Origin of the sequence: Pseudoalteromonas sp. ASV78 (assembly GCF_047806705.1) — a bacterium.
GTDB classification, from domain to species: domain Bacteria; phylum Pseudomonadota; class Gammaproteobacteria; order Enterobacterales; family Alteromonadaceae; genus Pseudoalteromonas; species Pseudoalteromonas prydzensis_A.
On sequence record NZ_JBLOPA010000001.1, the window covers coordinates 1,591,416 to 1,615,037 of the forward strand.

At 41.5% G+C, this 23,622-nt stretch carries 18 protein-coding genes and 10 tRNA genes; 11 read left to right on the top strand and 17 right to left on the bottom strand.

The genetic code is table 11. The annotated features are described in order from the left end of the window. Positions 1 to 59: 59 nt before the first annotated feature. The 4 genes from ACMVDV_RS07290 to ACMVDV_RS07305 all read right to left on the bottom strand — a co-directional run bounded on the left by ACMVDV_RS07290 (position 60) and on the right by ACMVDV_RS07305 (position 721). Positions 60 to 135 (bottom strand) — tRNA-Glu (locus ACMVDV_RS07290). A 173-nt stretch (positions 136 to 308) separates the two neighbouring features. Then, positions 309 to 384, bottom strand: a tRNA-Glu gene (locus tag ACMVDV_RS07295). Positions 385 to 530: 146 nt separating this feature from the next. Next, a tRNA-Glu gene (locus ACMVDV_RS07300) sits at positions 531 to 606 on the bottom strand. A gap of 39 nt (positions 607 to 645) precedes the next feature. After that, positions 646 to 721: transfer RNA gene (locus tag ACMVDV_RS07305), tRNA-Ala, on the bottom strand. A gap of 777 nt (positions 722 to 1,498) precedes the next feature. Between ACMVDV_RS07305 and ACMVDV_RS07310 the strand changes: the two genes are divergently transcribed. The 7 genes from ACMVDV_RS07310 (at position 1,499) to ACMVDV_RS07340 (ending at position 5,260) form a co-directional block, all read left to right on the top strand. After that, positions 1,499 to 1,574 (top strand) — tRNA-Val (locus ACMVDV_RS07310). Between the two features lie 155 nt (positions 1,575 to 1,729). Beyond that, positions 1,730 to 1,805, top strand: a tRNA-Val gene (locus tag ACMVDV_RS07315). A gap of 172 nt (positions 1,806 to 1,977) precedes the next feature. Further along, positions 1,978 to 2,053, top strand: a tRNA-Val gene (locus ACMVDV_RS07320). A gap of 154 nt (positions 2,054 to 2,207) precedes the next feature. Continuing rightward, positions 2,208 to 2,283: transfer RNA gene (locus ACMVDV_RS07325), tRNA-Val, on the top strand. A gap of 172 nt (positions 2,284 to 2,455) precedes the next feature. Then, positions 2,456 to 2,531 (top strand) — tRNA-Val (locus ACMVDV_RS07330). A 136-nt stretch (positions 2,532 to 2,667) separates the two neighbouring features. Beyond that, positions 2,668 to 2,743 (top strand) — tRNA-Val (locus tag ACMVDV_RS07335). An 855-nt stretch (positions 2,744 to 3,598) separates the two neighbouring features. Continuing rightward, complete coding sequence (locus tag ACMVDV_RS07340) at positions 3,599 to 5,260, top strand: tetratricopeptide repeat-containing response regulator (protein ID WP_304178433.1); 1,662 nt, start codon at positions 3,599 to 3,601, stop codon at positions 5,258 to 5,260. Positions 5,261 to 5,392: 132 nt separating this feature from the next. Here the strand turns inward: ACMVDV_RS07340 and msrB are convergent, their stop codons facing one another. The 8 genes from msrB to ACMVDV_RS07380 form a co-directional block, all read right to left on the bottom strand. Continuing rightward, positions 5,393 to 5,833: a peptide-methionine (R)-S-oxide reductase MsrB gene (msrB, locus tag ACMVDV_RS07345; protein ID WP_416157694.1), complete on the bottom strand. Its 441-nt coding sequence runs from the start codon at positions 5,831 to 5,833 to the stop codon at positions 5,393 to 5,395. A gap of 31 nt (positions 5,834 to 5,864) precedes the next feature. Continuing rightward, positions 5,865 to 6,305: a hypothetical protein gene (locus tag ACMVDV_RS07350; protein ID WP_416157695.1), complete on the bottom strand. Its 441-nt coding sequence runs from the start codon at positions 6,303 to 6,305 to the stop codon at positions 5,865 to 5,867. 27 nt (positions 6,306 to 6,332) lie between these two features. Continuing rightward, positions 6,333 to 6,830: a DUF2919 domain-containing protein gene (locus tag ACMVDV_RS07355; RefSeq protein WP_416157696.1), complete on the bottom strand. Its 498-nt coding sequence runs from the start codon at positions 6,828 to 6,830 to the stop codon at positions 6,333 to 6,335. Then, on the bottom strand, positions 6,827 to 7,171 hold the full coding sequence (locus tag ACMVDV_RS07360) for a DUF3392 family protein (RefSeq protein WP_416157697.1): 345 nt from the start codon (positions 7,169 to 7,171) through the stop codon (positions 6,827 to 6,829). Before ACMVDV_RS07360 ends, ACMVDV_RS07355 begins: the two co-directional genes overlap by 4 nt. Continuing rightward, on the bottom strand, positions 7,164 to 9,173 hold the full coding sequence (gene ligA, locus ACMVDV_RS07365) for an NAD-dependent DNA ligase LigA (RefSeq protein ID WP_416159065.1): 2,010 nt from the start codon (positions 9,171 to 9,173) through the stop codon (positions 7,164 to 7,166). Before ligA ends, ACMVDV_RS07360 begins: the two co-directional genes overlap by 8 nt. Positions 9,174 to 9,266: 93 nt before the next feature. Continuing rightward, positions 9,267 to 10,043, bottom strand: a complete 777-nt coding sequence (zipA, locus tag ACMVDV_RS07370; protein ID WP_416157698.1) for a cell division protein ZipA — start codon at positions 10,041 to 10,043, stop codon at positions 9,267 to 9,269. Between the two features lie 40 nt (positions 10,044 to 10,083). Further along, positions 10,084 to 13,479, bottom strand: coding sequence for a chromosome segregation SMC family protein (locus tag ACMVDV_RS07375; protein WP_416157699.1), 3,396 nt, complete (start codon positions 13,477 to 13,479; stop codon positions 10,084 to 10,086). Positions 13,480 to 13,546: 67 nt separating this feature from the next. Then, complete coding sequence (locus ACMVDV_RS07380) at positions 13,547 to 14,278, bottom strand: RNA methyltransferase (protein ID WP_416157700.1); 732 nt, start codon at positions 14,276 to 14,278, stop codon at positions 13,547 to 13,549. A 167-nt stretch (positions 14,279 to 14,445) separates the two neighbouring features. Between ACMVDV_RS07380 and ACMVDV_RS07385 the strand changes: the two genes are divergently transcribed. From ACMVDV_RS07385 to ACMVDV_RS07395, 3 genes are read left to right on the top strand one after another with little or no spacing between them, the layout of a single operon-like run. Further along, positions 14,446 to 15,543, top strand: a complete 1,098-nt coding sequence (locus ACMVDV_RS07385) for a YjgN family protein (RefSeq protein ID WP_416157701.1) — start codon at positions 14,446 to 14,448, stop codon at positions 15,541 to 15,543. Continuing rightward, positions 15,543 to 16,580 (top strand): M48 family metallopeptidase, encoded by a 1,038-nt coding sequence (locus ACMVDV_RS07390; protein WP_416157702.1) that lies wholly within the window; start codon positions 15,543 to 15,545, stop codon positions 16,578 to 16,580. Before ACMVDV_RS07385 ends, ACMVDV_RS07390 begins: the two co-directional genes overlap by 1 nt. After that, positions 16,577 to 16,870 (top strand): hypothetical protein, encoded by a 294-nt coding sequence (locus ACMVDV_RS07395; RefSeq protein ID WP_304182094.1) that lies wholly within the window; start codon positions 16,577 to 16,579, stop codon positions 16,868 to 16,870. The genes ACMVDV_RS07390 and ACMVDV_RS07395 overlap by 4 nt, the downstream gene beginning before the upstream one ends. 57 nt (positions 16,871 to 16,927) lie before the next feature. Here the strand turns inward: ACMVDV_RS07395 and speB are convergent, their stop codons facing one another. From speB to ACMVDV_RS07415, 4 genes are all read right to left on the bottom strand, one after another. Beyond that, a complete protein-coding gene (speB, locus tag ACMVDV_RS07400) occupies positions 16,928 to 17,851 on the bottom strand; it encodes an agmatinase (protein WP_416157703.1) in 924 nt (307 codons plus the stop codon). A gap of 1 nt (position 17,852) precedes the next feature. Then, positions 17,853 to 19,766, bottom strand: coding sequence for a biosynthetic arginine decarboxylase (gene speA, locus ACMVDV_RS07405; protein ID WP_416157704.1), 1,914 nt, complete (start codon positions 19,764 to 19,766; stop codon positions 17,853 to 17,855). Positions 19,767 to 20,081: 315 nt separating this feature from the next. Next, positions 20,082 to 20,483: a hypothetical protein gene (locus ACMVDV_RS07410; RefSeq protein WP_416157705.1), complete on the bottom strand. Its 402-nt coding sequence runs from the start codon at positions 20,481 to 20,483 to the stop codon at positions 20,082 to 20,084. 56 nt (positions 20,484 to 20,539) lie between these two features. Beyond that, a complete protein-coding gene (locus tag ACMVDV_RS07415) occupies positions 20,540 to 21,001 on the bottom strand; it encodes a GNAT family N-acetyltransferase (RefSeq protein WP_416157706.1) in 462 nt (153 codons plus the stop codon). 508 nt (positions 21,002 to 21,509) lie between these two features. Here ACMVDV_RS07415 and ACMVDV_RS07420 point away from each other — a divergent pair. Further along, positions 21,510 to 22,913: a hypothetical protein gene (locus ACMVDV_RS07420; RefSeq protein WP_416157707.1), complete on the top strand. Its 1,404-nt coding sequence runs from the start codon at positions 21,510 to 21,512 to the stop codon at positions 22,911 to 22,913. Here the strand turns inward: ACMVDV_RS07420 and ACMVDV_RS07425 are convergent. Next, positions 22,904 to 23,524 carry a sulfotransferase gene (locus tag ACMVDV_RS07425; RefSeq protein ID WP_416157708.1) on the bottom strand — a complete coding sequence of 207 codons (621 nt, stop codon included), beginning with the start codon at positions 23,522 to 23,524 and terminating at the stop codon, positions 22,904 to 22,906. The genes ACMVDV_RS07420 and ACMVDV_RS07425 overlap by 10 nt on opposite strands. Between the last annotated feature and the right edge of the window lie 98 nt (positions 23,525 to 23,622).

Sequence of the window (23,622 nt, forward strand, 5' to 3'; positions counted from 1 at the left end):
GAATGGTTAGACTCGTTTCAGGCGAGTTTTTAATAACACTACCTACTGTAAACAGTAAGTGGCGTCCCCAAGGGGATTCGAACCCCTGTTACCGCCGTGAAAGGGCGGTGTCCTAGGCCTCTAGACGATGGGGACGCAGAAATTGGTTTGCAAATCACTGATTTGCTATTTCTGCGTAAGATGAGCCGAGCCTGTGAGGCGAATGGCATTATCTTCTCAGAAACATTTCCTGTGTCACTAGGACAACTGAATGGTTAGACTCGCTTCAGCCGAGTTTTTAATAACACTACCCTACTGTAAACAGTAAGTGGCGTCCCCAAGGGGATTCGAACCCCTGTTACCGCCGTGAAAGGGCGGTGTCCTAGGCCTCTAGACGATGGGGACACTAAAAAGTGTCACTAGGACAGTTGATTAGTTATGCTCACATCCTGAGCTTTATAAGGTAATTGCGATTAAATACAAATTAAGACTCGAGCCTAATTTGTTCGCTATTTTCTCGGTTAACCCGCCGTTAACTAATTAAAGTTAATTGGCGTCCCCAAGGGGATTCGAACCCCTGTTACCGCCGTGAAAGGGCGGTGTCCTAGGCCTCTAGACGATGGGGACACAGAAAACTGCTACCCTAGGACAAACACTTTAATAAATTGGTGGAGCTATGCGGGATCGAACCGCAGACCTCTTCACTGCCAGCGAAGCGCTCTCCCAGCTGAGCTATAGCCCCAATTTATTTTGCTAAACACTTGCGCAGTTAAACCGTGCTGTGTATCGCTGAGTGCGGGGCGCATTCTATGCAGCCACCAAAATAATGTCAACATTTTTTTCAGTAACTTTATTTAAACGGTTTAATTTTCAACAAACTGAATAATGAATAAACCGTGGCGCTCAAAATACATGCAAAGCAGCTGTTTCAAAACAATAATTAGGAAAGAAAGGCACACAATCTAGATTAATTGAGGTGAACTATACGCTAAAACATCAAAATAATAAGGTATACATTTATATGCAAAATAAAGTCGGAGTGTTTCCTCGTTTTTCATCACAAAGTTTTCATCACAAAACAAAGTAAAGCGAATTTAAGATGAACATACTAGCAGTTAACTGTAACGCCCCTACTCTATTGCCAGTTATTAAAATGATAATGCTAAATAAGAAACTCCATTAGTTGGAGTGGGTGCTTTGTATCAATCATATTTAACTGGCGGTATTTGGATTTTGCAATGCGATCGACTGTAAACTTCCCTTTTGTGGTTGGAAAACATACCCGCTTTTGACAATCGGGCACCACTGGCTATTGAAGTATTACATTGAATAATGAGTAAATTGATTTCACGTGTGGATTGAATGCAAGCAAATTGGCTATAAAACAATCTCAATCTTGCGTCATTGATTATAAAAGCTGCATCTAAAATATTTTTCCTCATTCAAGTGTTGACACATTTACAACTCTATCTATAATAGCGCCCCACAACAACGCAGCAATAAGTTGTTGTTCAGATGTGGGTGATTAGCTCAGTTGGGAGAGCATCGCCCTTACAAGGCGAGGGTCACTGGTTCAAGTCCAGTATCACCCACCACTTTAATTTAAAGTGTTTCACATCTGGTATTCTATATGGGTCGTTAACTCAGTTAGAAAAGAAGAGAGCATCACCGCTATTTACAAGTAACGGCGACGTTCACTGGTTAAAGTCCAGTACTATTTATTTTAATAGTCGCGTTTTAATTTATATGTGGGTGATTAGCTCAGTTGGGAGAGCATCGCCCTTACAAGGCGAGGGTCACTGGTTCAAGTCCAGTATCACCCACCACATATAAAACCTGTTATTATATTGATAGTTGCATGTTTTAAATTTGTAATATGGGTCGTTAGCTCAGTTGCAAGAAAAGAGAGCATCACCGCTATTTACAAGTAACGGCGACGTTCACTGGTTAAAGTCCAGTACTATTTATTTTAATAGTCGCGTTTTAAAATTGTAATATGGGTCGTTAGCTCAGTTGGGAGAGCATCGCCCTTACAAGGCGAGGGTCACTGGTTCAAGTCCAGTACGACCCACCATTTTTAATAAATGGTGCATATTACAAAAAATCTAAATGGGTGATTAGCTCAGTTAGAAAAAAGAGAGCATCACCGCTATTTACAAGTAACGGCGAGGTTCACTGGTTAAAGTCTAGTACTATTTACTTTAATAGTTGCGTTTTAATTTATATGTGGGTGATTAGCTCAGTTGGGAGAGCATCGCCCTTACAAGGCGAGGGTCACTGGTTCAAGTCCAGTATCACCCACCACATATAAAACCTGTTATTATATTGATAGTTGCATGTTTTAAATTTGTAATATGGGTCGTTAGCTCAGTTGCAAGAAAAGAGAGCATCACCGCTATTTACAAGTAACGGCGACGTTCACTGGTTAAAGTCCAGTACTATTTATTTTAATAGTAGCGTTTTAAAATTGTAATATGGGTCGTTAGCTCAGTTGGGAGAGCATCGCCCTTACAAGGCGAGGGTCACTGGTTCAAGTCCAGTACGACCCACCATTCTTAGAATGGTGCATATTACAAAAATCTAAATGGATCGTTAGCTCAGTTGGAAAAAAAGAGCATCACCACTTTTTACAAGAAATGGCGAAGTTCAGTACTATTTATCTTAATAGTAGCGTTTTAATTTATATGTGGGTGATTAGCTCAGTTGGGAGAGCATCGCCCTTACAAGGCGAGGGTCACTGGTTCAAGTCCAGTATCACCCACCACATATAAAACCTCTTAATACCCTCAATCAAACCTTACGTTATACTCTTTAATTGATAATTAGCTCAGCTGAAAAGAAAGAGCATCGCCACCCTTTACAAATAATGGCGAGGGTCGCAGGTATCAAGTCCAGTATCACCCACCACATATAAAACCTCTTAGTAATTCAGTTAAAAACAAAATTCGAAAAGCCTCCAAATACGTTAATTCTTTTCCAAACCTTAAACTCTTTTAATATATTCTTTAATGGATAATTGGCTCAGCTGAAAAGAAAGAGCATCGCCACCCTTCACAAATAATGGCGAGGGTCGCAGGTATCAAGTCCAGTATCACCCACCACATATAAAACCTCTTAGTAATTCAGTTAAAAACAAAATTCGAAAAGCCTCCAAATACGTTAATTCTTTTCCAAACCTTAAACTCTTTTAATATATTCTTTAATGGATAATTGGCTCAGCTGAAAAGAAAGAGCATCGCCACCCTTCACAAATAATGGCGAGGATCGCAGGTATCAAGTCCAGTATCACCCACCACATATAAAACCTCTTAATAATTCTTCAAAAATAAAATTCAACAAAACCTCTAAATACGCTAGTTCTTTTGCAAACCTTAAACTCTTTTAATGTGTTCTTTAATGGCTAATTAAGTTTGAGAAACATCAACCAAGGCGCTCAACAAGCCTAGGATCTCCTATCACTATAAAAACCCTCAAGCAATAACTAGCGCTATAATTGGGCTGCTCGAAAACCCATAACTGATTAAAAATAGGAAGTCTGCGGTTTTAAATTTTAAATTCCCTTGTCAGCGACTAGACTGTTTATTATAGTCTCTGATACGTTCACGTGGTCACAAGTCTAATGCCAGCAAAGATTTTTTCTAATGCAAAAATACTAATAGTTGAAGAGCAACCACTTGCTCAAAGCTATATGAAACAATCGCTCGAAAAACTTGGCTTTCGGCAGTTACGCTTTGCTGAGCATGCAAATTCAGCTAAAGAGCAGTGCACCAGTGAACAGTTTGATCTCATTGTATGCTCTTTTAATCTGAGTAAAAATCAAGATGGCTATCAGCTGTATGAAGAATTACGGGTTAAACGTCTAATAAAAAATTCCACTGGCTTCATTTTTATTTCTGCTGAGACTAGCGGCTCCCTTGTGCATAGTGTTTTAGAGCTGCAACCTGATGATTTTTTAGTAAAGCCCTTTACCATCTATGATCTTAAAACGCGTATCGAACGAATACTGCTACGTAAAAGCAACTTACAAGTAATATATAACTACATCGACGATGGAAATGACTCCAAAGCATTAAAAGAGATCAACACTGCACTAGATAAAAAAGGCAATGCTTACAGTGCAATACTATTACGTTTAAAAGGCGATGCCCTGCTTCGCTTAAAACGTGCAGACACAGCAAAAGTCTTTTTTAAATCCGTATTAGACATTCAAAAATTCGCTTGGGCCAAGGTAGGGTTAGTTGAAGCATTAATTGCGAATAATGAACATATTCTTGCACAAAGAATGCTTAGAACGATGCTACAACGCCATGAAACACGATTAGTTGCACTGGATTTGCTGGGTAAGTTAGAAATAAAATTAAACCAGTTCGAATTAGCGCAAGATTTTTTAAGTCAAGCGGTTGATATTGCACCACGTAATATAGATCGTCAAAAGTCACTTAGCCATGTTTCACTGATCAATCACGATTATGAAAAAAACTACCTAACACAAAAAGACATCGCTAATTTTGCCAAGCACTCAATTCACGATCACCCCGATGTCTATTTAAACGCAGCACGAGCAGGTATTGACTTTGCCTTAACAACAGATCAAAGCGACCAAATTCAACGTATTTCAAGACAAACCAATAAGTACTTAACTGACTTAAAAAGCCAGTTTCCGAACAGTCATAATCAAGCGCAAATTGATGTACTAAATGCCCGCCTACACTACCTAAAAGACGAGCATCAAAAAGCAAAAATGCTGATCGAGCAACTCGATGATGACGATAATCATATTCGCTCGGTGGATGGCGCGCTTGATAAAGCAAAAGCATTTCATGAGCTGGGCTTTCATCATAAAGCACAATCACTGTTCAACCAAATTATCAGCCATTGTGAGCGTCACCCTACGGTTAGTGATCCGGTTTATTTAAAGTATATTCAGCAGCAGCAAAGCGAGCGTCGCGATATAAAAATGGGACCGAAAGAACTTAATAACCATGCAGTGACTCAGTTTAATCGTGGTCAATTAAATACCGCGCTTGAGGCTTTTACTCAGGCATTTAGAGTCATGCCTCGTAACTCCAGCATTGCTTTAAATTTATTGCAGTGTCTATTTGATAATACCAAACAAAATGGCCAAACATTAAATACCATGATGGCAAAGAAATGTTATGCGTTACTAAATACAACGGCGCTGGATAACGAGCAACAGCAACGCTTTAATAAAATAGTGCTGCAAGCGACCGCGATGGGGCTAACACTTACGGATTTAGAAGAGTCTGGTAAAACTAAATAAACTATTTAAATAGCTGTCGTTTAGGCACCATGAAAGATAATAAATTTATAAGAAACTACTGTGATAACCATTCTGAGTCCTACTGGATTAATAAATTAAATCCAGTAGGACGTTGATAAGCAAGATTAGTTATTATAATTTTTGTAATGATACGGCATTGATACAATAACGCAGACCACTTGGCATTGGGCCATCTGGGAATACATGCCCCAAGTGCGCATCACACACGTTACATACCGTTTCTATTCTTTGCATGCCATAGCTTTTATCACTGTTGTAAGCAATTGAATTTACTTCTGCTGGCTGAGTAAACGATGGCCAGCCAGTACCGCTATCAAACTTTTCATCGCCATCAAACAACAAGTTATTACAGCACACACAGGCATATTTACCTGGTTCAAACAAGGTGCAGCTGTCAGAGCTGTGTGGCCGCTCCGTGCCTTTGTTGCGGGTAACATAAAACGCTTGTTCGGTTAGTTGTTCACGCCACTGCTGCTCGGTTTTGACTACTTTACGGCTCGGCTCTGGATTACCTTTATTGGCAAAATTTAGAATATCATTCCAATTCAACATAACTGACCTCATTGAGTAAGATGGGTTAATTTCATTCAATTATAATTGCCTGCTTTTCATGCTCTGTAAAAAGACCATTAAAGTAATGCATAAGTTCAGCTTTAGAGGCTGGCAAGCTAATCACACATTGGCGCTGCTCGCTGGAAAAAATAGTGCATTGATCATCACGGCACTGTATTTTCTCAATACTAGCAATTAACAGCCACTGCGGACCATGCGTCCTATCGAAAAATCCCGACAAGGTAAATAGTAAAAGGTGTTGTTGCTCACGCTGAATAAATTTATCTAGCGGATTACGCGCTATAAATAACGGCGTTAGTCGGTAACAACATGAGCTAAATACAAACAGCCATAAAGCAATTAAAAATACAAACCAAGCCTGTTGAAATAATCCAGTAAATACGCTCAACAACAATAGTACGATGCCAAAACAGGCGACGATCAACGCCAATCGTTGATTAATTTTTCGCATTGCAGCTCCTATTTTATACTGCTTCAGTTAATGACTCTTTTTATCCGTTTCTGGATCGGGCCAGTCATTAAAAAACACCGTTAAATAACGGCTTTTAGCTAAATACAGTAGTACCCACAACACAGTTACCATTTGTAAGGCTAAAAACATCGAGAACTGATAATAGCTATGGGCGGCTTGAATAACCAACCAACTTAAATCGAATGCTGCACACACCAATAACGGCCAACGCATAAAACGCCATATTTTTGCTAAGCGTGCTGCATGATCGGGGCTTTTTTGTGGCCTGCGCAAGCAAAACACCACCGCAGGGATAATCGCAATTGCACCAATGGCCAAAGCACTGAAAAAATCACTTTTTGAACGAAATGCCAATGACATCAAATCAAGCTCAGGACGACGGCTAAGCGCCGCAATGATCCAAATAAAGTAGGCTCGCAGTAATACCAATAAACTCAAATGAAATGCGATTGGTGTCCGATATGTGCCGTACTTATCCCAGTACTCTGGCCCATAACGCTTCATAACTGGTTTTTCCTATCAGCTAAGATGCCAAGTAGGATAAATGCTGAAACAACCATCACTGCTAACCAACGCGTGCCAAAAAACATCAATAACTGGCTAATTAACGGCGTCACAAACACCACTAATAAACCAAAACCGAACCCAGTTACCAGGACAAACGCGCACACCCTGATAATAAAGTTACGCCTTGCTACAAAGCGTTTCGTGGTTTTAATGATTTCATTGGCATACAAAGACACTATACAAACCACCAGTAATAAAGCGATATTATACAAGTACGGTTTTAGCCACTGACCGAAAGTCAGCGCTAGATTCTGAAAAAGCGCAATAATACTATCCATTATGTTGCGCCAGTAATGCAATTAAGTCATCTTCGCTGAGTACATCAACCCCTAGATCTTGTGCTTTAGTTAGCTTAGAGCCGGCTTTTTCACCTGCAATCAAGGCATCTGTTTTCGCTGATACACTGCCAGACACTTTTGCGCCTAATTGTTGTAAACGTGCTTTGGCGTCATTACGATTAAGCTCGTTTAAAGTCCCTGTTAACACATAGGTTAAGCCCGCTAGCGGCTGTGAATCTTCACTTGGCGCAGTCAATTCAGGCCAATGAATACCCTGCTCTATTAAAGCATTCACAACGTCTAAGTTGTGCTGTTCAGCAAAAAAACCACGTACATGCTTGGCTACAATTTCGCCAACATCGCTAACTTCAACTAACGCTTCAGTGGTTGCCGTGGTTACTTTTTCAAGCGTTAAAAAGTGATTTGCTAAGTTTTGCGCCGTCGCTTCACCCACTTCTCGAATACCTAAAGAGTATAAAAACTTAGCCAAGGTGGTTTGTTTCGCATCATCAAGTGCTGCAACCAGATTTTTCGCTGATTTTGGCCCCATTCGTTCAAGTGACTCAAAATGCCCTTGCTTAAGAATAAATAAATCCGCAGGCGTTTTAATAAGTTCTCTATCCACCAGCTGTTCAACAATTTTATCGCCAAGGCCATCGATATCGAGTGCTTTACGTGAGGCAAAGTGTTTAATGGCTTCTTTGCGCTGTGCTTGGCATACCAAACCGCCTGTACAGCGCGCTACGGCTTCGCCTTCTATACGCTCAATATGAGAGTCGCAAATCGGGCAAGTTGCCGGAAACTCGATTTCCTTCGCATCTGTAGGGCGCCGCTCTAACACCACTTGGGTGATCTGTGGGATCACATCACCAGCGCGGCGAATGATCACTGTATCGCCAATTTTTACACCCAAACGATCTATTTCATCACGATTGTGTAAAGTTGCATTTGAAACCGTAACACCACCAACAAACACCGGCTCTAAACGCGCTACAGGGGTAATGGCCCCGGTGCGGCCAACCTGAAATTCAACATCCAGTAACTGAGTGATCTCTTCTTGCGCAGGGAATTTATACGCAATCGCCCAACGCGGAGCACGCGCCACAAACCCTAACCGCTCTTGCAGTGCTTTGTTGTTTATTTTGATGACTACACCATCAATTTCATATTTAAGACTACTGCGACGCTCAAGAATATCGTGATAATAATCAAGCGCAGCTTGCTGACCTTCAACTAATTTTGTTTCTGGGCAAAGTGGCAAACCCCAATCCGTTAACTTAGCTAACTGTTGATAGTGGTCACTCGGTAATTCACCATTGGTAACAACGCCAATACTGTAGGCATAAAACATCAATGGCCGTTTGGCAGTAATTTTTGAATCGAGCTGACGCAAGCTGCCTGCTGCGGCATTACGCGGGTTCACAAACACTTTTTCGCCTTCAGCATTAAGTTTGGCAAATCCGGCGCTGTCCATGAACACCTCACCGCGAATTTCAATTTCCTCGGGGAAATCATCACCGCGTAACTTTAGCGGCACGTTACGAATTGTTTTCACGTTGGTGGTAATATTTTCACCAGTGTGGCCATCACCGCGGGTTGCTGCCTGCACGAGTACGCCATTGCGGTATAAAATCGATACAGCGAGGCCATCAAGTTTTGGTTCGCAGCAAAAGGTAAGTTCTTTATTGTCCATCAACCGCTCTTTAATGCGACGATTAAAGGCACTGAACTCTTCTTCACTAAAGGCGTTATCTAACGACAACATAGGCACTTGGTGTGTTACTTGCTCAAATTTAGCAAGTGCAGCACCGCCTACTTTTTGAGTCGGTGAATCGGCGCTCATATACTCAGGGTTAGCAGTTTCAAGCGCACTTAACTCGCGTAATAATCGATCATATTCGGCGTCCGGAATACTGGGGTTATCAAGCACATAATAGTTGTGGTTATGATCTTCTAACTGTTGACGAAGCTGCGTAATTTGCGCTAACACTAAAGTGGACATACTGACCTCAAAAAACATAAAAAAAGCCACTTTAACGAGTCATCGCCAAGTGGCTTATAAAATTCTTAACTAGTTACTTTTTATAGCAAATGATTAAACTGAAAAACGTCTCACTTTTTCAACATACTCACGCACGCTATCAACGGTCATTTCTTCACGCTGTGAATCTAAAATAGTTGCGCCAAACTCATCGGCTAACTTTTTAGCGGCACTGTGCAACATGTTAAAGGCCGCAAGGCCATCACCATCACACGGTAGAGTCATAAATAAACTGACCCCGGCAGTACTAAACTGTTCCATATTATCAATATCGAACGTGCCTGGGTTGTACATATTAACTAAGCGAAATAGCACTGGACCGTGACCGGCAGGATCTAAATGGCGATTAAAAAAGCCTTCATCAGAGTATTTAAAACCCAGCGTGTTAACAGCAGGCAATAATTTACTGCCTTCCATATTCAAGCCTTCAGGCATTTGAATATGCACAATAATAAAATCACTGGCCACGGGTTGCTCAGGCTCTTGCTCAGTCACCATTTCGTCGCTAGACTTGGTCGCTGTTGCAACATCATCAACCTCAGAGGTGGTTTCTTGCTCTGGCTCAGCAAATGAATCAGCGTGAGAGTGCTGTTTTTCATCAGCGCTAAAACTTAAATCGCCAAACTGCGGTTCATCACGCTCATTGTGAGAAACTGGCTCAGGTGCACTTTGACGCTCAACAGGTGCTTGATGAGCTGCAGGTTCAACCCGTTCGTCATGTGTCGCAGCGGGCGCATCTTTTTTACGCACAGACCATAGGCCATGTATTAATAATCCACCAATGACTACTACACTGATAATGATTAAAACCCATCTTAATTGTTCGGCCATCCCCTCACCTTTTATTATCTATTTACTCAAATATTAATATTTATGCGTGTGCCATTTGCACCGCTTGTTCAATATCGACAGCGACCACACGCGAAACGCCTGGTTCAGCCATTGTTACACCGGTCAATCTGCCAGCCATTTCCATGGCAATTTTATTATGACTGATATAAATAAATTGCACCGATTGTGACATTTCTTCAACTAATCGACAAAACCGTCCAACATTCGCATCATCAAGTGGTGCATCTACCTCGTCCAGCATACAGAAAGGAGCTGGATTGAGCCTGAATATTGAAAACACTAATGATAATGCGGTCAGCGCTTTTTCTCCACCACTTAACAGGTGAATTGTTGAATTTTTCTTGCCCGGCGGGCGTGCCATTATACTAACACCACTTTCCAATAAGTCATCACTGGTTAATTCAAGATATGCGCTGCCGCCGCCAAATACTTTGGGGAACAACTGAGCAAAATCACGATTAACTTGATCAAATGTTGCTTTAAAGCGAGTTTTTGTTTCGCGATCAATTTTACCAATTGCACCTTCAAGCGTTGTTAACGCTTTAGTTAAATCTTCCACTTGAGCGTCTAAGTACTGGCTACGCTGTTGTGCTTGTTCAAATTCATCAATCGCGGCTAAATTCACAGCGCCCAACTCACCGAGACTTTGCGCAACTTTGTTGAGCTGTCCTTGATGCGTATTTATGTTGGCATTTTCAGGGAGCTGCGCCAACACTTGTTTTAAGTTTTGCTGCAATTCATCAAGTGGCTCAAGAGCTGCTTGTGCTTTTACTAATAAACTTTGTTCTTCAAGAGCATGTTGCTGTAATTGCTCTTGCAGTTGTGTCATTTCTGCTTGCGAAGCTTTAAGCGTTGTTTGTTTATCCGTAAGTGCTGTTTTAGCTTCACTTAATGCAGTTTGCAAATTTTTAAGCTCAATGTCACTTTGCTGGTTTTGCTCCAATAGGCGCAAGATTTGCTCTGCCACCTCTTCTAATGGCATAACCAGCTCTTCAATTTGGGCTGTTAATTCCATTACAGCTTCACGAGCTGACTCACTGGCCGTAATTGCATGCTGTAACTTAGTATCGCTGAGTTGGCATTCACTGCGCGCTTTTTGCTCGTTAAGCGTTGCTTGATGAGCACGTGTTTTATATTGCTCTAACTGAGCATTAGCGTGCTTAAATTGCTCATCACTTTGCTGTTGCTGCAATTGCGCAGCATTTAGTCTGTCAGTTATTTCATCACGCTGTTTTGCCAGCTGAGCTATATACTGCTGTTGTGCAGTTAATTTATTTTCAATACTGGTGTATTCAACATCTAATTGCGCGAGCTTGGTTTGTAACTTGTGCTGCTGATTTTGAAATTGCTGCAACTGCTCTTTAAGCATATCGCGACGAGTACTGCCCGAAGCCACTTGTTGCGCAAGCTGATGTACCGCTGCTTTTAATTCTTCGCGTTGGACATGCAGTTGTTCGCATACTTGCTGTTGCGTCGTAAGCTTATTGCTTTGTATAGCTAGTTCGACACTGAGCTGTGCTGTTAACTGCGTAGCCTCTAATAACTGTTTATGTTTAACAAGCAAGGAATTATCTGCACTTTTACTGGCGTGTTGCTGCCAATTGCGGCCATGAATATTACCCTCGCTATCTATCACTGCAAGCCAATACTGATCCACTAAATCATTATGATTAAAATCATCTTTATACTTAATTCGATGCAATAAATCAGGGTAAACTCCTTGCTCTATAAATGTCGCCAATGAACCTTCAGGTGCAGTCTCAACTGTTGGCCATATTCCGTTAGGGGTTGCCACTGCGGTTACATTCAATTGTTCAAGCCCTTGTAACGCCTGCTCTACTAAATGTTCATAGCCGTTACGCACCACTAATTGTGCTAACAGATTGCCATCAGTTTGCTCTTTAGTATCCCCGAGCATTACATTCAAACCCGCTATTTTAGCTTTATTTTCGTTGTGTTGCTGAGTGAGTGTTTGCTGAGTATCTTGGCTACTACGTAAAACTGTTTGCGCTTGCTGCACATTGCTCTGAACTTTATTTAATGCGCTTTGTTTTGCCGCAAGCTCTTGGGTTAACGACTGCATTAATTGTTGTTGCTGGGTTAACTGTTCAGCAATTGGGTTATCGGCAAGTTCCGCCGATTCACTTAGCAATGCAGTTTGCTGATTTTCAATGTACTGTAAATTTTGCGTATATTGCTCAGCGATATTCTGTTGCTGGCTATATTGCGCATTAATAGTTTGAAACTGCTCATTAATAGCTTGCCAATCAGCACCATTTTGCTCTTTTTCAGTGTGTAGCTGAGCAACTGTTTCTGCCATTTCAGTAACTTGCTCTGTGCATATTAAAGTATGTTGAATCGCTTCTTGTAAGGCATTTTGCTGCTCATCAGTGTGATCTTTCTGCTGCTGTTGTAGCTGCTGATTTTGCAGTTGCAACTGCTGCTGTTTAAGCAAATTATGATTAAACGCTTGCTGTTGCTGCTTTAAACTAATTTGTTGTTGCTCAGCACGGGTAAGTTCGGTGTGCGTTTTGTGTTGAGCTTGCTGCGCATCATTGAGTTTTTCAAGCTGGTGTTGTACTTGGTTTTCAAGGCTTGCTAGTACATCGTCATGACCTGAATGGGCGGTTTTAAAAAAGCTAATTTGCTCATTTAACTGGGCCATTTTGTCGGCTTTAGTCACTTGCTGCTGATGTAATTTTTGCCATTTCAGTACCGCTAACTGGCCTTTGAGGGTGCGTTCTTGCGCTTTAAGTTCGCGGTATTTTTTTGCTTCAACTGACTGTACTGCCAGTTTATCAACTTGTGCTTGCAGCTCTTGGCGAACATCGAGTAGGCGCTCAAGGTTTTCGCGGGTACTTTTGATCCGGGTTTGCGTTTCACGGCGGCGCTCTTTGTACTTTGAAACACCCGCGGCTTCTTCTAAAAACACGCGTAGATCAGCAGGTTTGCTTTCAATCAAGCGTGAGATCATGCCTTGCTCGATAATCGCATAACTGCGCGGACCAAGGCCGGTGCCTAAAAATATATCGGTGATATCGCGCTTACGACACTTACTGCCATTGAGAAAATACAACGATTGCCCATCACGCGTCACTAAACGCTTAATAGCCACTTGATTGCGATCGGCAAAGGTATTCGGTAAATGCCCTTGGGTGTTATCAAAAATCAGTTCAACAGAGGCTTGCGATATCGGTTTACGATTGGTTGAGCCATTAAAAATAACATCGGTCATGGCATCGCCACGCAGGTTTTTTGCCGAACTTTCACCAAGCACCCAGCGCACCGCATCAATGACATTAGACTTGCCGCAGCCGTTCGGGCCAACAACACAGGTCATTTGATCGGGGAATGGAATTTTAGTGGGCTCTACAAAGGATTTAAAGCCCGCTAATTTTATGGTGCTTAAACGCATCTAATTGGTTTACCGATTATTATTGTTATCTGCTTGATGTTAATTTAACCCAGTTTGGCGCAAAAGGTTAAGCTTGGCGTTTAAAATTATCTAAAATAATTCCCGTTGCCATAGCAACATTGAGTGATTCTGCTGCGCCAAATGCCGGGATGGTGATTTTATTTGTAACCAACGCTGCACATTCAGCACGAATACCATGAGATTCACTGCCCATCAGTAATACGCCAGATTGCGCTAATGTTGCTTGATGCAAGTTTTCGCCTGCTAAAAACGCGCCATATATGGGTAAATCAAGATCATTTAAATAAGCAGGTAAATCAACTTGGCTGACTGCAACACGCACAAACGAGCCCATTGTGGCACTGATGGTTTTTGGATTATATGGATCAGCACTGTCTAAGCTTGTCACAATGTGTTTGATACCATACCAATCTGCAACACGAATAATAGTCCCTAAATTACCAGGGTCGGATACCCCATCCAGCGCTAACATTAACCCTTCTGGGTTTGGTAAGGCAACTGTTGGCATAGCAACAACCGCAATTGCCGCATTGTTTGACACTAAGGTACTGGCTTTAGTTAGGCTGTCTTCGTCCGCTTCTACCATAGTGACATGGGTAAATTGTGCTTGAAACTGCGCTATAAAAGCAGCTGTCGCAAATACATCAACTATCGCTAAGCCACTTGCCAATAACTCAAGTACGTTTTTTTCACCTTGCACAAGGTATTGATTATGTTGCTTTCGGTACTTTTTTTGACCTAATGCGCGAATTAACTTGAGTTGGTTTTTTGAAATCATAACAGCCTCATAAAATGACGCCGTGAGTATAACAGATATAACAGGAAGTTCTAAAATTGAAAACTCAATCTTTAGCGCGTTAAATCAGTTGTTACTGTTGATTATGATTGATTAAAAGGTGTTTTTTTAGTAACTTTTGCTACTTCATAAAAGGAACTGGAAATAACATGGAACCCACCATACATTCAACTGAATCACCCACAACAGCAACTAACTCAACTATTTTTCAAGGCAGAGTACAATTTGGCGGTCAAGCTGGCGAATTCTTTGGCATTTGGATAGTCAATATTCTGCTCAGTATTTTAACCCTCGGCATTTATTCAGCATGGGCAAAAGTACGTACCTATCGCTATTTTTATAGCAACACCCGTATCGACGGCCACAGCTTTGATTATTTAGCAACCCCGATACAGATCCTCAAAGGGCGTATTTTAGCGGTGGTGGTGTTTGTAATTTACAGCCTTGTAGTACAGCTATTACCATTAATTGGGCTGTTATTCGCACTAGGCTTTTTATTTGCTATGCCTTGGATCATCAATCAAGGCCTGCGTTTTAATATGCGTATGACCCGCCATCGTAACGTACGCTTTGCGTTTGCTGGCAACTACGGCGATGCATTAATTAACTTTGTACTATTGCCTATCGCCAGTGTGTTCACATTGTACTTATTACTGCCTTACGCGTTAAAACGTATGGATCAGTATTTACATGAAAACATCAGCTACGGTAATAAAGCCATCAATGTGAACCTCAAAGGGGAAACCTATTATATGGCTGCACTCATTACAATTGGAGTTGCAATCGCAGGTTTGGTCATTTTTGGTATATTTGTAGGTATTAGTGGTGTTGCGATGGGTTTAGGTAATATTGACTCAGATAACTTAAATGTCTCGACAATTTTATTTCCCGTGTTAATCATAGCCTTCTATATTGCATTTCTGACATTGATTAGTGCGGTTTATCAATCAATTATTCGCAATCATATTTTTAACAGCAGTGAATTTGACGATGTTGCTAGCTTTAAATCTGATTTAAAGGCAGTTGACTACGGCATACTTTTATTTACCAATGCGCTGGCTATCATCTTTAGTTTGGGGATGGCTTACCCGTGGGCAAAAATACGTAAAGCTCGCCTACTCGCTAAAGCAACAGAGGTAACCGTTTATACTGGTGCCCTTGCAATTATTGATACAGCACAACAGCAACAGTCATCATTCGCTGAAGAAGCGGCAAATGTGTTCGATATTGATATTTCGCTTACTTGATGAGTAATTCTGCCATCATAGGCTGCTATTACTACCCTAATAGCAGCCAGCATCAACAATGCAGCGCCATTGTCACTGACGAACATGTGCAGCTTATCGATGCTCAACAACAGCTTTTACTGTGTTCCGCACTAGTTAACTGCCAATTAGAGAGCCCGCTGCCGGGCATTGCATCCGCAATCAGCTTTTGTGAAGGTGGTCGCTTTGTACCTCAAGATATCCATTTTCGTTGGCCGTTTGCGGCTGATAAACAAGGCCTTACTGAACGCTTAGAGAAGAATAAAGCGCTTATTTTACTGTCAATTATCCTAACACCATTGCTACTTTGGTTTATTTTATACCGAGGCATCCCTGCCATCGCGGTGTATAGCGTAAGCTTGGCCTCACCTAACACCGTTGAAAATATGGGTGAACAAGCTCTCACTGTGATTGAGAAAGTTGCTTTAGAGCCATCAATGCTCAGTGAAGACAAACAAGCGGCACTGCAATTACAATGGCAAACCATACTCAATAAGCTGAATTTAGATACAACTAAATTTAGACTGTCATTTTATCAATCGGACTACCTGTCGGCTAATGCGTTTGCACTGCCACATGGCCGCGTTGTTGTTACTGATGAACTGGTTACTTTACTTAATGATAAGCCGGACGCGCTGCGGGCAATTTTATTGCATGAAATTGGTCATGTTGAGTATCATCATGGCATTCGCCTAACTGCCCAAGCAGCAGCCAGCAGCATCGTTCTCGCTGTTATTTTTGGTGACTTAGAGGGTATTACAGAAGTGGTACTTGGCTCTGGCTCGTCGTTTTTACAGCAAGCATTTTCACGAGATATGGAACGCGAAGCAGATCAGTATGCCATCGAAAAATTAATTGAGTTGGGTTACTCTAATCATGATTTTGCCGATGCGATTGAAGCACTGCAAACAAGCTTAGCTGAAAAGGCTAAACTTGATGATAGTTGGTTAAAATACTTATCAACACACCCAAGCTCTCAAGAGCGAATTACACATGCAAGGCAATATCAGCCCCAATGACACCGGAGTTAACGTTAATCGTCTTAGCCGCTACCGTGATTGCGTTAGGGTATGGTTTTATTTACCCACGCTTTGCAGGTAATGACTTTAAAAGAGTATCGATGCAAGATGTGTTTGCAACGGCCGTAACTTTGTTTATCGCTGCGAGCTTATATTACAACTCCAGCATTGAATTCAACTGGTTAGGATTTAAGTTGAATTGGTTTTGGTTTACCTTGCTAACTTACTTAATTATCGAGATACCTGTTTGTTTGCTCTATGCAAAAAAGCATAATATGAAATTTCCATAATTTGCTGGATTAAAAAAAGCGCCTAATTGGCGCTTTTTTAGTCTGCATTAATGCATATTAATATTTATGCTTTAATGCCCATAAATGCAGTAGTTCACTGGCAATGGTTGCTGCGGCAATCGCAGTTAATTCACTTTGATCATACGAAGGTGATACTTCAACCACGTCCATACCAATCATATTAATACCTTTGAGGGCACGTAATATCTTAAGTACTTTATCTGATGTTAAGCCACCGCATACGGGTGTACCAGTACCAGGAGCAAATGCCGGATCTAAGCAATCTATATCAAAGGTTACGTATACCGGCAAATCACCTACTCGGGCTAAAATTTGCTCAGCAATGGTTTGCGCCGATAAATCATTGGCTGCCATTGCATCAATCACTGCAAACTCGTGTTTGCTTTGATCAAAATCAGTACGAATACCAATTTGGATGCTGTGATCAACGTCAATCAGTCCTTCCTTCGGCGCATGATAAAACATGGTGCCATGGTCATAGCGTGAGCCATTACTGTAAGTGTCTGTGTGGGCATCAAAATGCACCAAGGCCATTTTACCAAAGCGTTTAGCGTGCGCACGTAGTAAAGGTAAGGTTACAAAGTGGTCGCCCCCTAAACCTAAAATCGCTTTACCTTGGCTTAAAATATTGCCCGCGGCTTGCTCAAGCTTAGCGGTAAAATATTCAGCGTCACCGACCGGGTAAGTAAAGTCGCCAGCATCCACTACTTGTAAACGCTCAAATAATTTGAACGTCCACGGGTATTTTGTTTCTTCCCATGCTAAATGCACTGATGCACGGCGAATAGCATCAGGGCCTAACCGTGCACCTGGACGTCCCGAGGTTGCCATATCAAATGGCAAACCCAGCACCACAACATCGCCATTGATATCCGTGATATTTTGTACCATTGGCTGACGTAAAAACGTCATGCCATTGGAATACAATGAGTGATCGGGGTGATCAAACAAAGTGGTCATATTAAAGCTCTTCTAAATAAGTATAACCGTCTAAACCCGCTTGTAATTCATCAAGCACACTTTGTTGCTCAGCCGGTGGTAATTTTGCAGCCACCAGCTGTGCATATGAAGATTGAAAACCTTCAACATCTAAGTGCACATAGCGCATCATATCTGCCACTGTGTCACCTTGATTAATTTCTACGATACTCGCCTCGCCGTGCTCATCCATGCTGATCATCGCACTGTGGGTATCACCGAATAGGTTGTGCATATCACCTAAAATCTCTTGATACGCCCCCACTAAGAAAAAGCCCATTAAATAAGGTTTCTCAGCACTAAATGCTGGCACCGGTAAAGTGCTTTCAATACCTTGACCATCAACATAATGATCAAGCGCACCATCCGAGTCACAAGTAATATCTAATAATACCGCACGTCGTTGCGGTGCTTCCGTTAAGCCACTTAATGGCAATACCGGAAACACTTGGTCAATTCCCCACGCATCAGGCAATGACTGAAACAGTGAGAAGTTAACAAAAAACTTATCCGCTAACCGCGCATTGAGTTCATCGATGATTGGGCGATGAAAACGGTTTTTATTATCCATGTGTTTGTTAAGCTCATAACATACACGTAAATTAATTTGCTCTGCCCATGCCCGTTGAGTTAAATCTAATAATCCCATCGCAAACTGGTTATGTGCTTCGGCTAAGTCACCTTGGCTATCATGATAAATCTCAATTAATGCACGGTCATCGGTCAGTACATGTAATTGCTGCCACGATAGCCACATGTTATTAAGCAATAATGGGGCGTCATCTGCTGGTGCTTGAATTTCTTCCGGCTCGTAACTTTCCGTGCCAATTACATTAGAGATAAGTACGGCATGATGCGCTGTTAATGCACGCCCAGACTCAGAAATAATGGTCGGGAACGGTTGCTCATACTGCTTACAAATATCACCTATGGTGTAAACAATATTATTTGCATACTCAGCTAAGCTGTAGTTCATTGAGTTATGAGATTGGCTGCGCGTGCCATCATAATCAACGGCTAAACCACCGCCTACATCTAGGCAATCAATTTGTGCGCCGAGTTTGCGTAGCTCACAATAAAAACGCGCCGCTTCGCTGACACCTAAACGCACATCGCGAATGTTGGCCATTTGCGAACCTAAATGAAAGTGCACTAACTGCACTAAATCAAGCTGATCAGTTTCTTTTAAACGGTTCACAACATGTAATACTTGTGAAGCCGATAAACCAAATTTTGATTTTTCACCGCCACTGGCTTGCCATTTACCCTTACCCTGCGACGCTAAACGCACGCGAATACCAATACGCGGTTTTACGTTAAGCTCTTTGGCTTGGCTAAGCACCATATCCAGCTCAGACAGTTTCTCCAGCACTATGTACACTTTATGGCCTAACTTTTCACCAATCAGTGCTAAGCGCACATACTCTTTGTCTTTGTAGCCATTACACACAATCACTGCACTGGTTTTTTCAGCCAATGCCAACACAGTTAATAGCTCTGGCTTACTGCCCGCCTCTAAACCGAGTTGTTTCTTTTCTACGTTCGCTTGGCTTGCCACAATTTCTTCAACTACTTCACGTTGTTGATTCACTTTAATTGGGTAAACAAGCAAGTAATCTTTAGGGTAACCATAGCTTTCAATTGCGGTATTAAACGCAGCACATAAACTGTGCACGCGGTGATGCAAAATTTGTGGAAAGCGCACCAAAGCAGGCAGGCTTAAACCTTTCTCTTCAAGTTGTTTAGCGATATCAATAAGTGCAATGGTTTGCTCTGGGGCATCAGCCTTTGGCGCAACATACACATCACCTTGATCATTAATACCAAAAAAACCTTGGCTCCAATGACGAACATTGTAACTCGTACGAGCTTGTTCTAGTGATGTTGTCTCTTTCATTTATCTTTCTCTTTTATTTAATGAATGCCTTGCGGCTGTTGCGCGCATTAAAAGAAAAATAGCTTATCAAGTCCAACAAGTATTTTTACTCGTAACGAGTGAGTTTTAGTGTTGATGATAAGCAACACGATGGATAGAGCCTAGCTGCATTAAAACAAGGCGTTGCGAGGTTCTTACGATAAATCACAAAAGGGCTTTAGCTATTTACGGGGAAGCAAATGCCAGATGTTTAATTAATGTTTAGATTTAATCACTTTGCTGATTTCATCCGCTTTTGATGACCTTGAACCTAACACTCGCCATGCTTGATACTCTTCACCATTGAGCCTGCCAATTTTCAAAATCGCGGGTTCTGTAGCGCTCTTTAGCGCAGCCGCCTGCGCTAATTGTAGTGCGGCAAATAGTGAGGGTTAAATAGGTGCCATCAAATTGCAGTGAGCTGTTATTTTCTTGTTGCTGAGGACAGGGAGTTAGCAATCGAAATGGGATCTGTAAAATGACGTGGGCTGTGTTATCACCATTATTATTGATAACTCGCGTCACAAAGTCACATCCGTTTAAATAAAATTTATCATTATCAATCACAACGTCTGGTTCTAATGACGCCCACCAAGGCTCAGCCGGTAAGGGCTCAGAATTTCCTTTCTTGGCAGCGTCGCAGGCAGTGATAAAAACAAAGCAGCTAAAAATTAAAGAAAGTGGTTTCTGGATTTCCATAACACCTCTTAAACGTAGGTTATACGAATCAGCTGCTTTGCAAAACTTGAACAGGTTTACTGGCTAAGCCCAAGCTCCATAAATAAACTTTGCGGATTCTCTGTGTAGTTACCAAACGGGCCGCAAGGTTGAAAGCCTAAGTTTTCATATAAACTTATTGATTTTTTTTGTTTTGGCCCCGTTTCCAGTCGGATCAATGGAATTTGTTCCTCTCCGGCATGATGCAATAAAATTTGCATAATACGTCGAGACAACCCTTTGCCACGATAACTCGGTTTTACATACAAGCGGCGTATTTCACCATAAGGAACGGTATCAAGCTGTTTTACAATCGCTCCACACGCGACAATACCATCGTCATTTTTTAAGCCTATCGCAAATACATTAGGCTGGCCAAGTTCATTGAGTGATAACGACTGAGCCGTAGCGACTGGATACAGAGAATTTATAAGCCTATCGATATCCGAAAAAACAGTAATCACATCCGGATCATCAGGGGTTAAGTCGACTAACTGCATAAAAGCTCTAATTTATAATTATAATTTGATAACAAACTATACCGAATTGCAGCGAATGAACAACCCAGAAGAATAGATTTATCATTTATTTATGCTTTTATACCCAAACCTCCTCAAGATGCAGAATTCAGCGTTTCACAGGGGCTTAATATCAAGGCGTTACTTTGCAAGAATGGCAGTCCCTTTTAAGAAGTAATAACGCAGAGAGTAAGTTCCTGTGAAACGCCCAACGGGTTGGTTTAAAAGCGATTGATACTGCGTTATTGATTTTAACAATAGAACCACTATTATTTGCAATCAATGCCTTGCCTAAATCGCTTTTAATTCCAACTGAAACTCGTATCTTGAGGGGTTTGGGTATATCTGTTACAACTTTTGTCGTACTGCTACATTTTAATGCTCAACTAACTGCTGTAGTACTGGCAATTGCCTTAAATAAATAGGCTATTTCCTCAAGCTTTGCCGCCCACTGTCGATAGATATTTAAAGTGTCGTTAAAGGAATAACAATGAAACTACCAAACACTGCACAAACCCAACAATTAATAACTCATAATACGCTTGAAAAATCAGCTAGCACCTCGAGCGCAACAGTAAAAGTGAACGACTCAGAAGCTATAACTGATTATGTCATCGCTATTGAACAGCCCATTAGCCAACTAGCACCAGACCCTTTTCGTGGCCGCAATATTGATTTCATCTACAGCCCAGATCTGAATCCCATTTTGGGTATGAAAAAATACGGCATCGGCTCAAGCCCAATAGACATAAATAAACCGTTTGCTGAACGTAGTTACAAATACGGTGAATTTACCAACCCTGATGATATTAACGCATTTTTAGATCAGGTAGATCGCCTAGATGGTGAGTTGAAAAACATGTTTCAACACCTCAAACCAACAGCAGAATTGCTTGAGCTAGTGCAAAAAATGAGTGATGAAGAACTGGCTGCATTCACTCAATTTGCTGTGACAACCTCTCGCCATCAGTTTGGCCTGGAAAACAAAAATAGTAGTGAGCAATTAATTTCATCGTTAAGCAAGCTATCAAGTGATGCCCTAAGTAGTACAATTGCAACAATGGATAAATTATTACAGCAAGGGAATGATTATAAAAAGCCTGTGTCACCAATCGGTGAAAATGAGCATGGCAATGAAACGTTAGCAATGATCAGCATGCCAGACACCATCAGCTGGTTTAAATCAAACTACAGGGCCAACATGGCAAAATATGAATTAGCAAACGATTATGCCAATTTATTAATGGAAAAAACCCTTAGCGAAGGCCAACTTATCCAGTTAAATAGCCACTTATCGGAAACGACACTTGAGCAAAGCAGCGGTATTATCGACATGATGAGCTTAGTTAAAACCCATCAAAACGATGATGTATTAGCGATGCTCAATGAAGTTGACAAAGACGGCGAGCCTAACTTGTTTAGCTACCTTGCGCAGCAAACCAATTACCAAGCGAATAAACAGTATTACCAAATGGACAACGGTAAGTTTGTCGCACAGCAAGATAATATTAGCTCGGACTCGAATAGACGTGAATTGTATAACAATATCTTAAACGCCAATAACGACATTGGCATGGGCTGGATAAACGATGCGCTAGAACAATTCACAGGGACCCCCGCACAGATCCAAAACGAATTATGGCAAACACTACTTGATGATAAAGAAAAAATGCCCGAGCAGTTTACTCGCTCAGATTCAGTTGAAGCTTGGGCACTAAAAAATATTTCGCGTATTGAAGGCGCATTTCACGTAACACAAATGAATAAAATTTATGATTATAATAGCGAGCAACTGGTGCCTGAATTAATCGGTAAGCTCAGTTTTTATAGTAGTGGCAACATTCGCAGTTCAGCAGCTAGTGAAGCGCCTCAATTAGCCAAAAATCAACAGTAATCAAAGAACTTGCGATGCTCTATGCCAGCCAAGTTAGCATTCACTTTATTGGGGTGTTTATACTCACGCCAGTTGGCGACATTGCGGCCAACATTTAATTTCGCAAAGTCAGTATCGCCATCTGTCGGCATTCCCAAAAATTGTTTTAGCTTTAGCAGGCTGCCCTGCACGCTCACATCAAGCGATAAAAAGTCATCACGACCTTTAAAATACTTAAATACCGCCTGCTGATGTTTAGTATAACAAGCAGCCAACTCGCGCTCACTCAGTGGATGAATAGTGGGAAAGGTTTGGTGAAAGCTGCGCTTTAGAACCGGGCTAAAGTGCCCAGTTTTAAGATCAAGATGTGGCGCCATTTTTTCAAGCAGCATAGTGATGGATGGCAACCACGCCCTAAGGTCACGATTTAAATAAATAAACTTCGCATTGGGAAATAACGAATCTAATTGCTTATAATCACTAAAACACGGCGCGTCAGATATAGCATCAGCCATTTCAAAGGCTTTTTTAGTAAACGCGGTATGCGCAACTAACAAGCCCATCTCTAACAACGCAACGCTGATACTGGTGGTGCCGGTTCTTGGTAGGCCAATAATAAAAATCTTAGACATCACAGACGCTCATATAAAAAGGCTGGTTAGTATATACCTAAATGGCAGCATCACCCACAGAGCAACAAAGCTAAGCCGAAGTTTAACCGCAAGCTCCC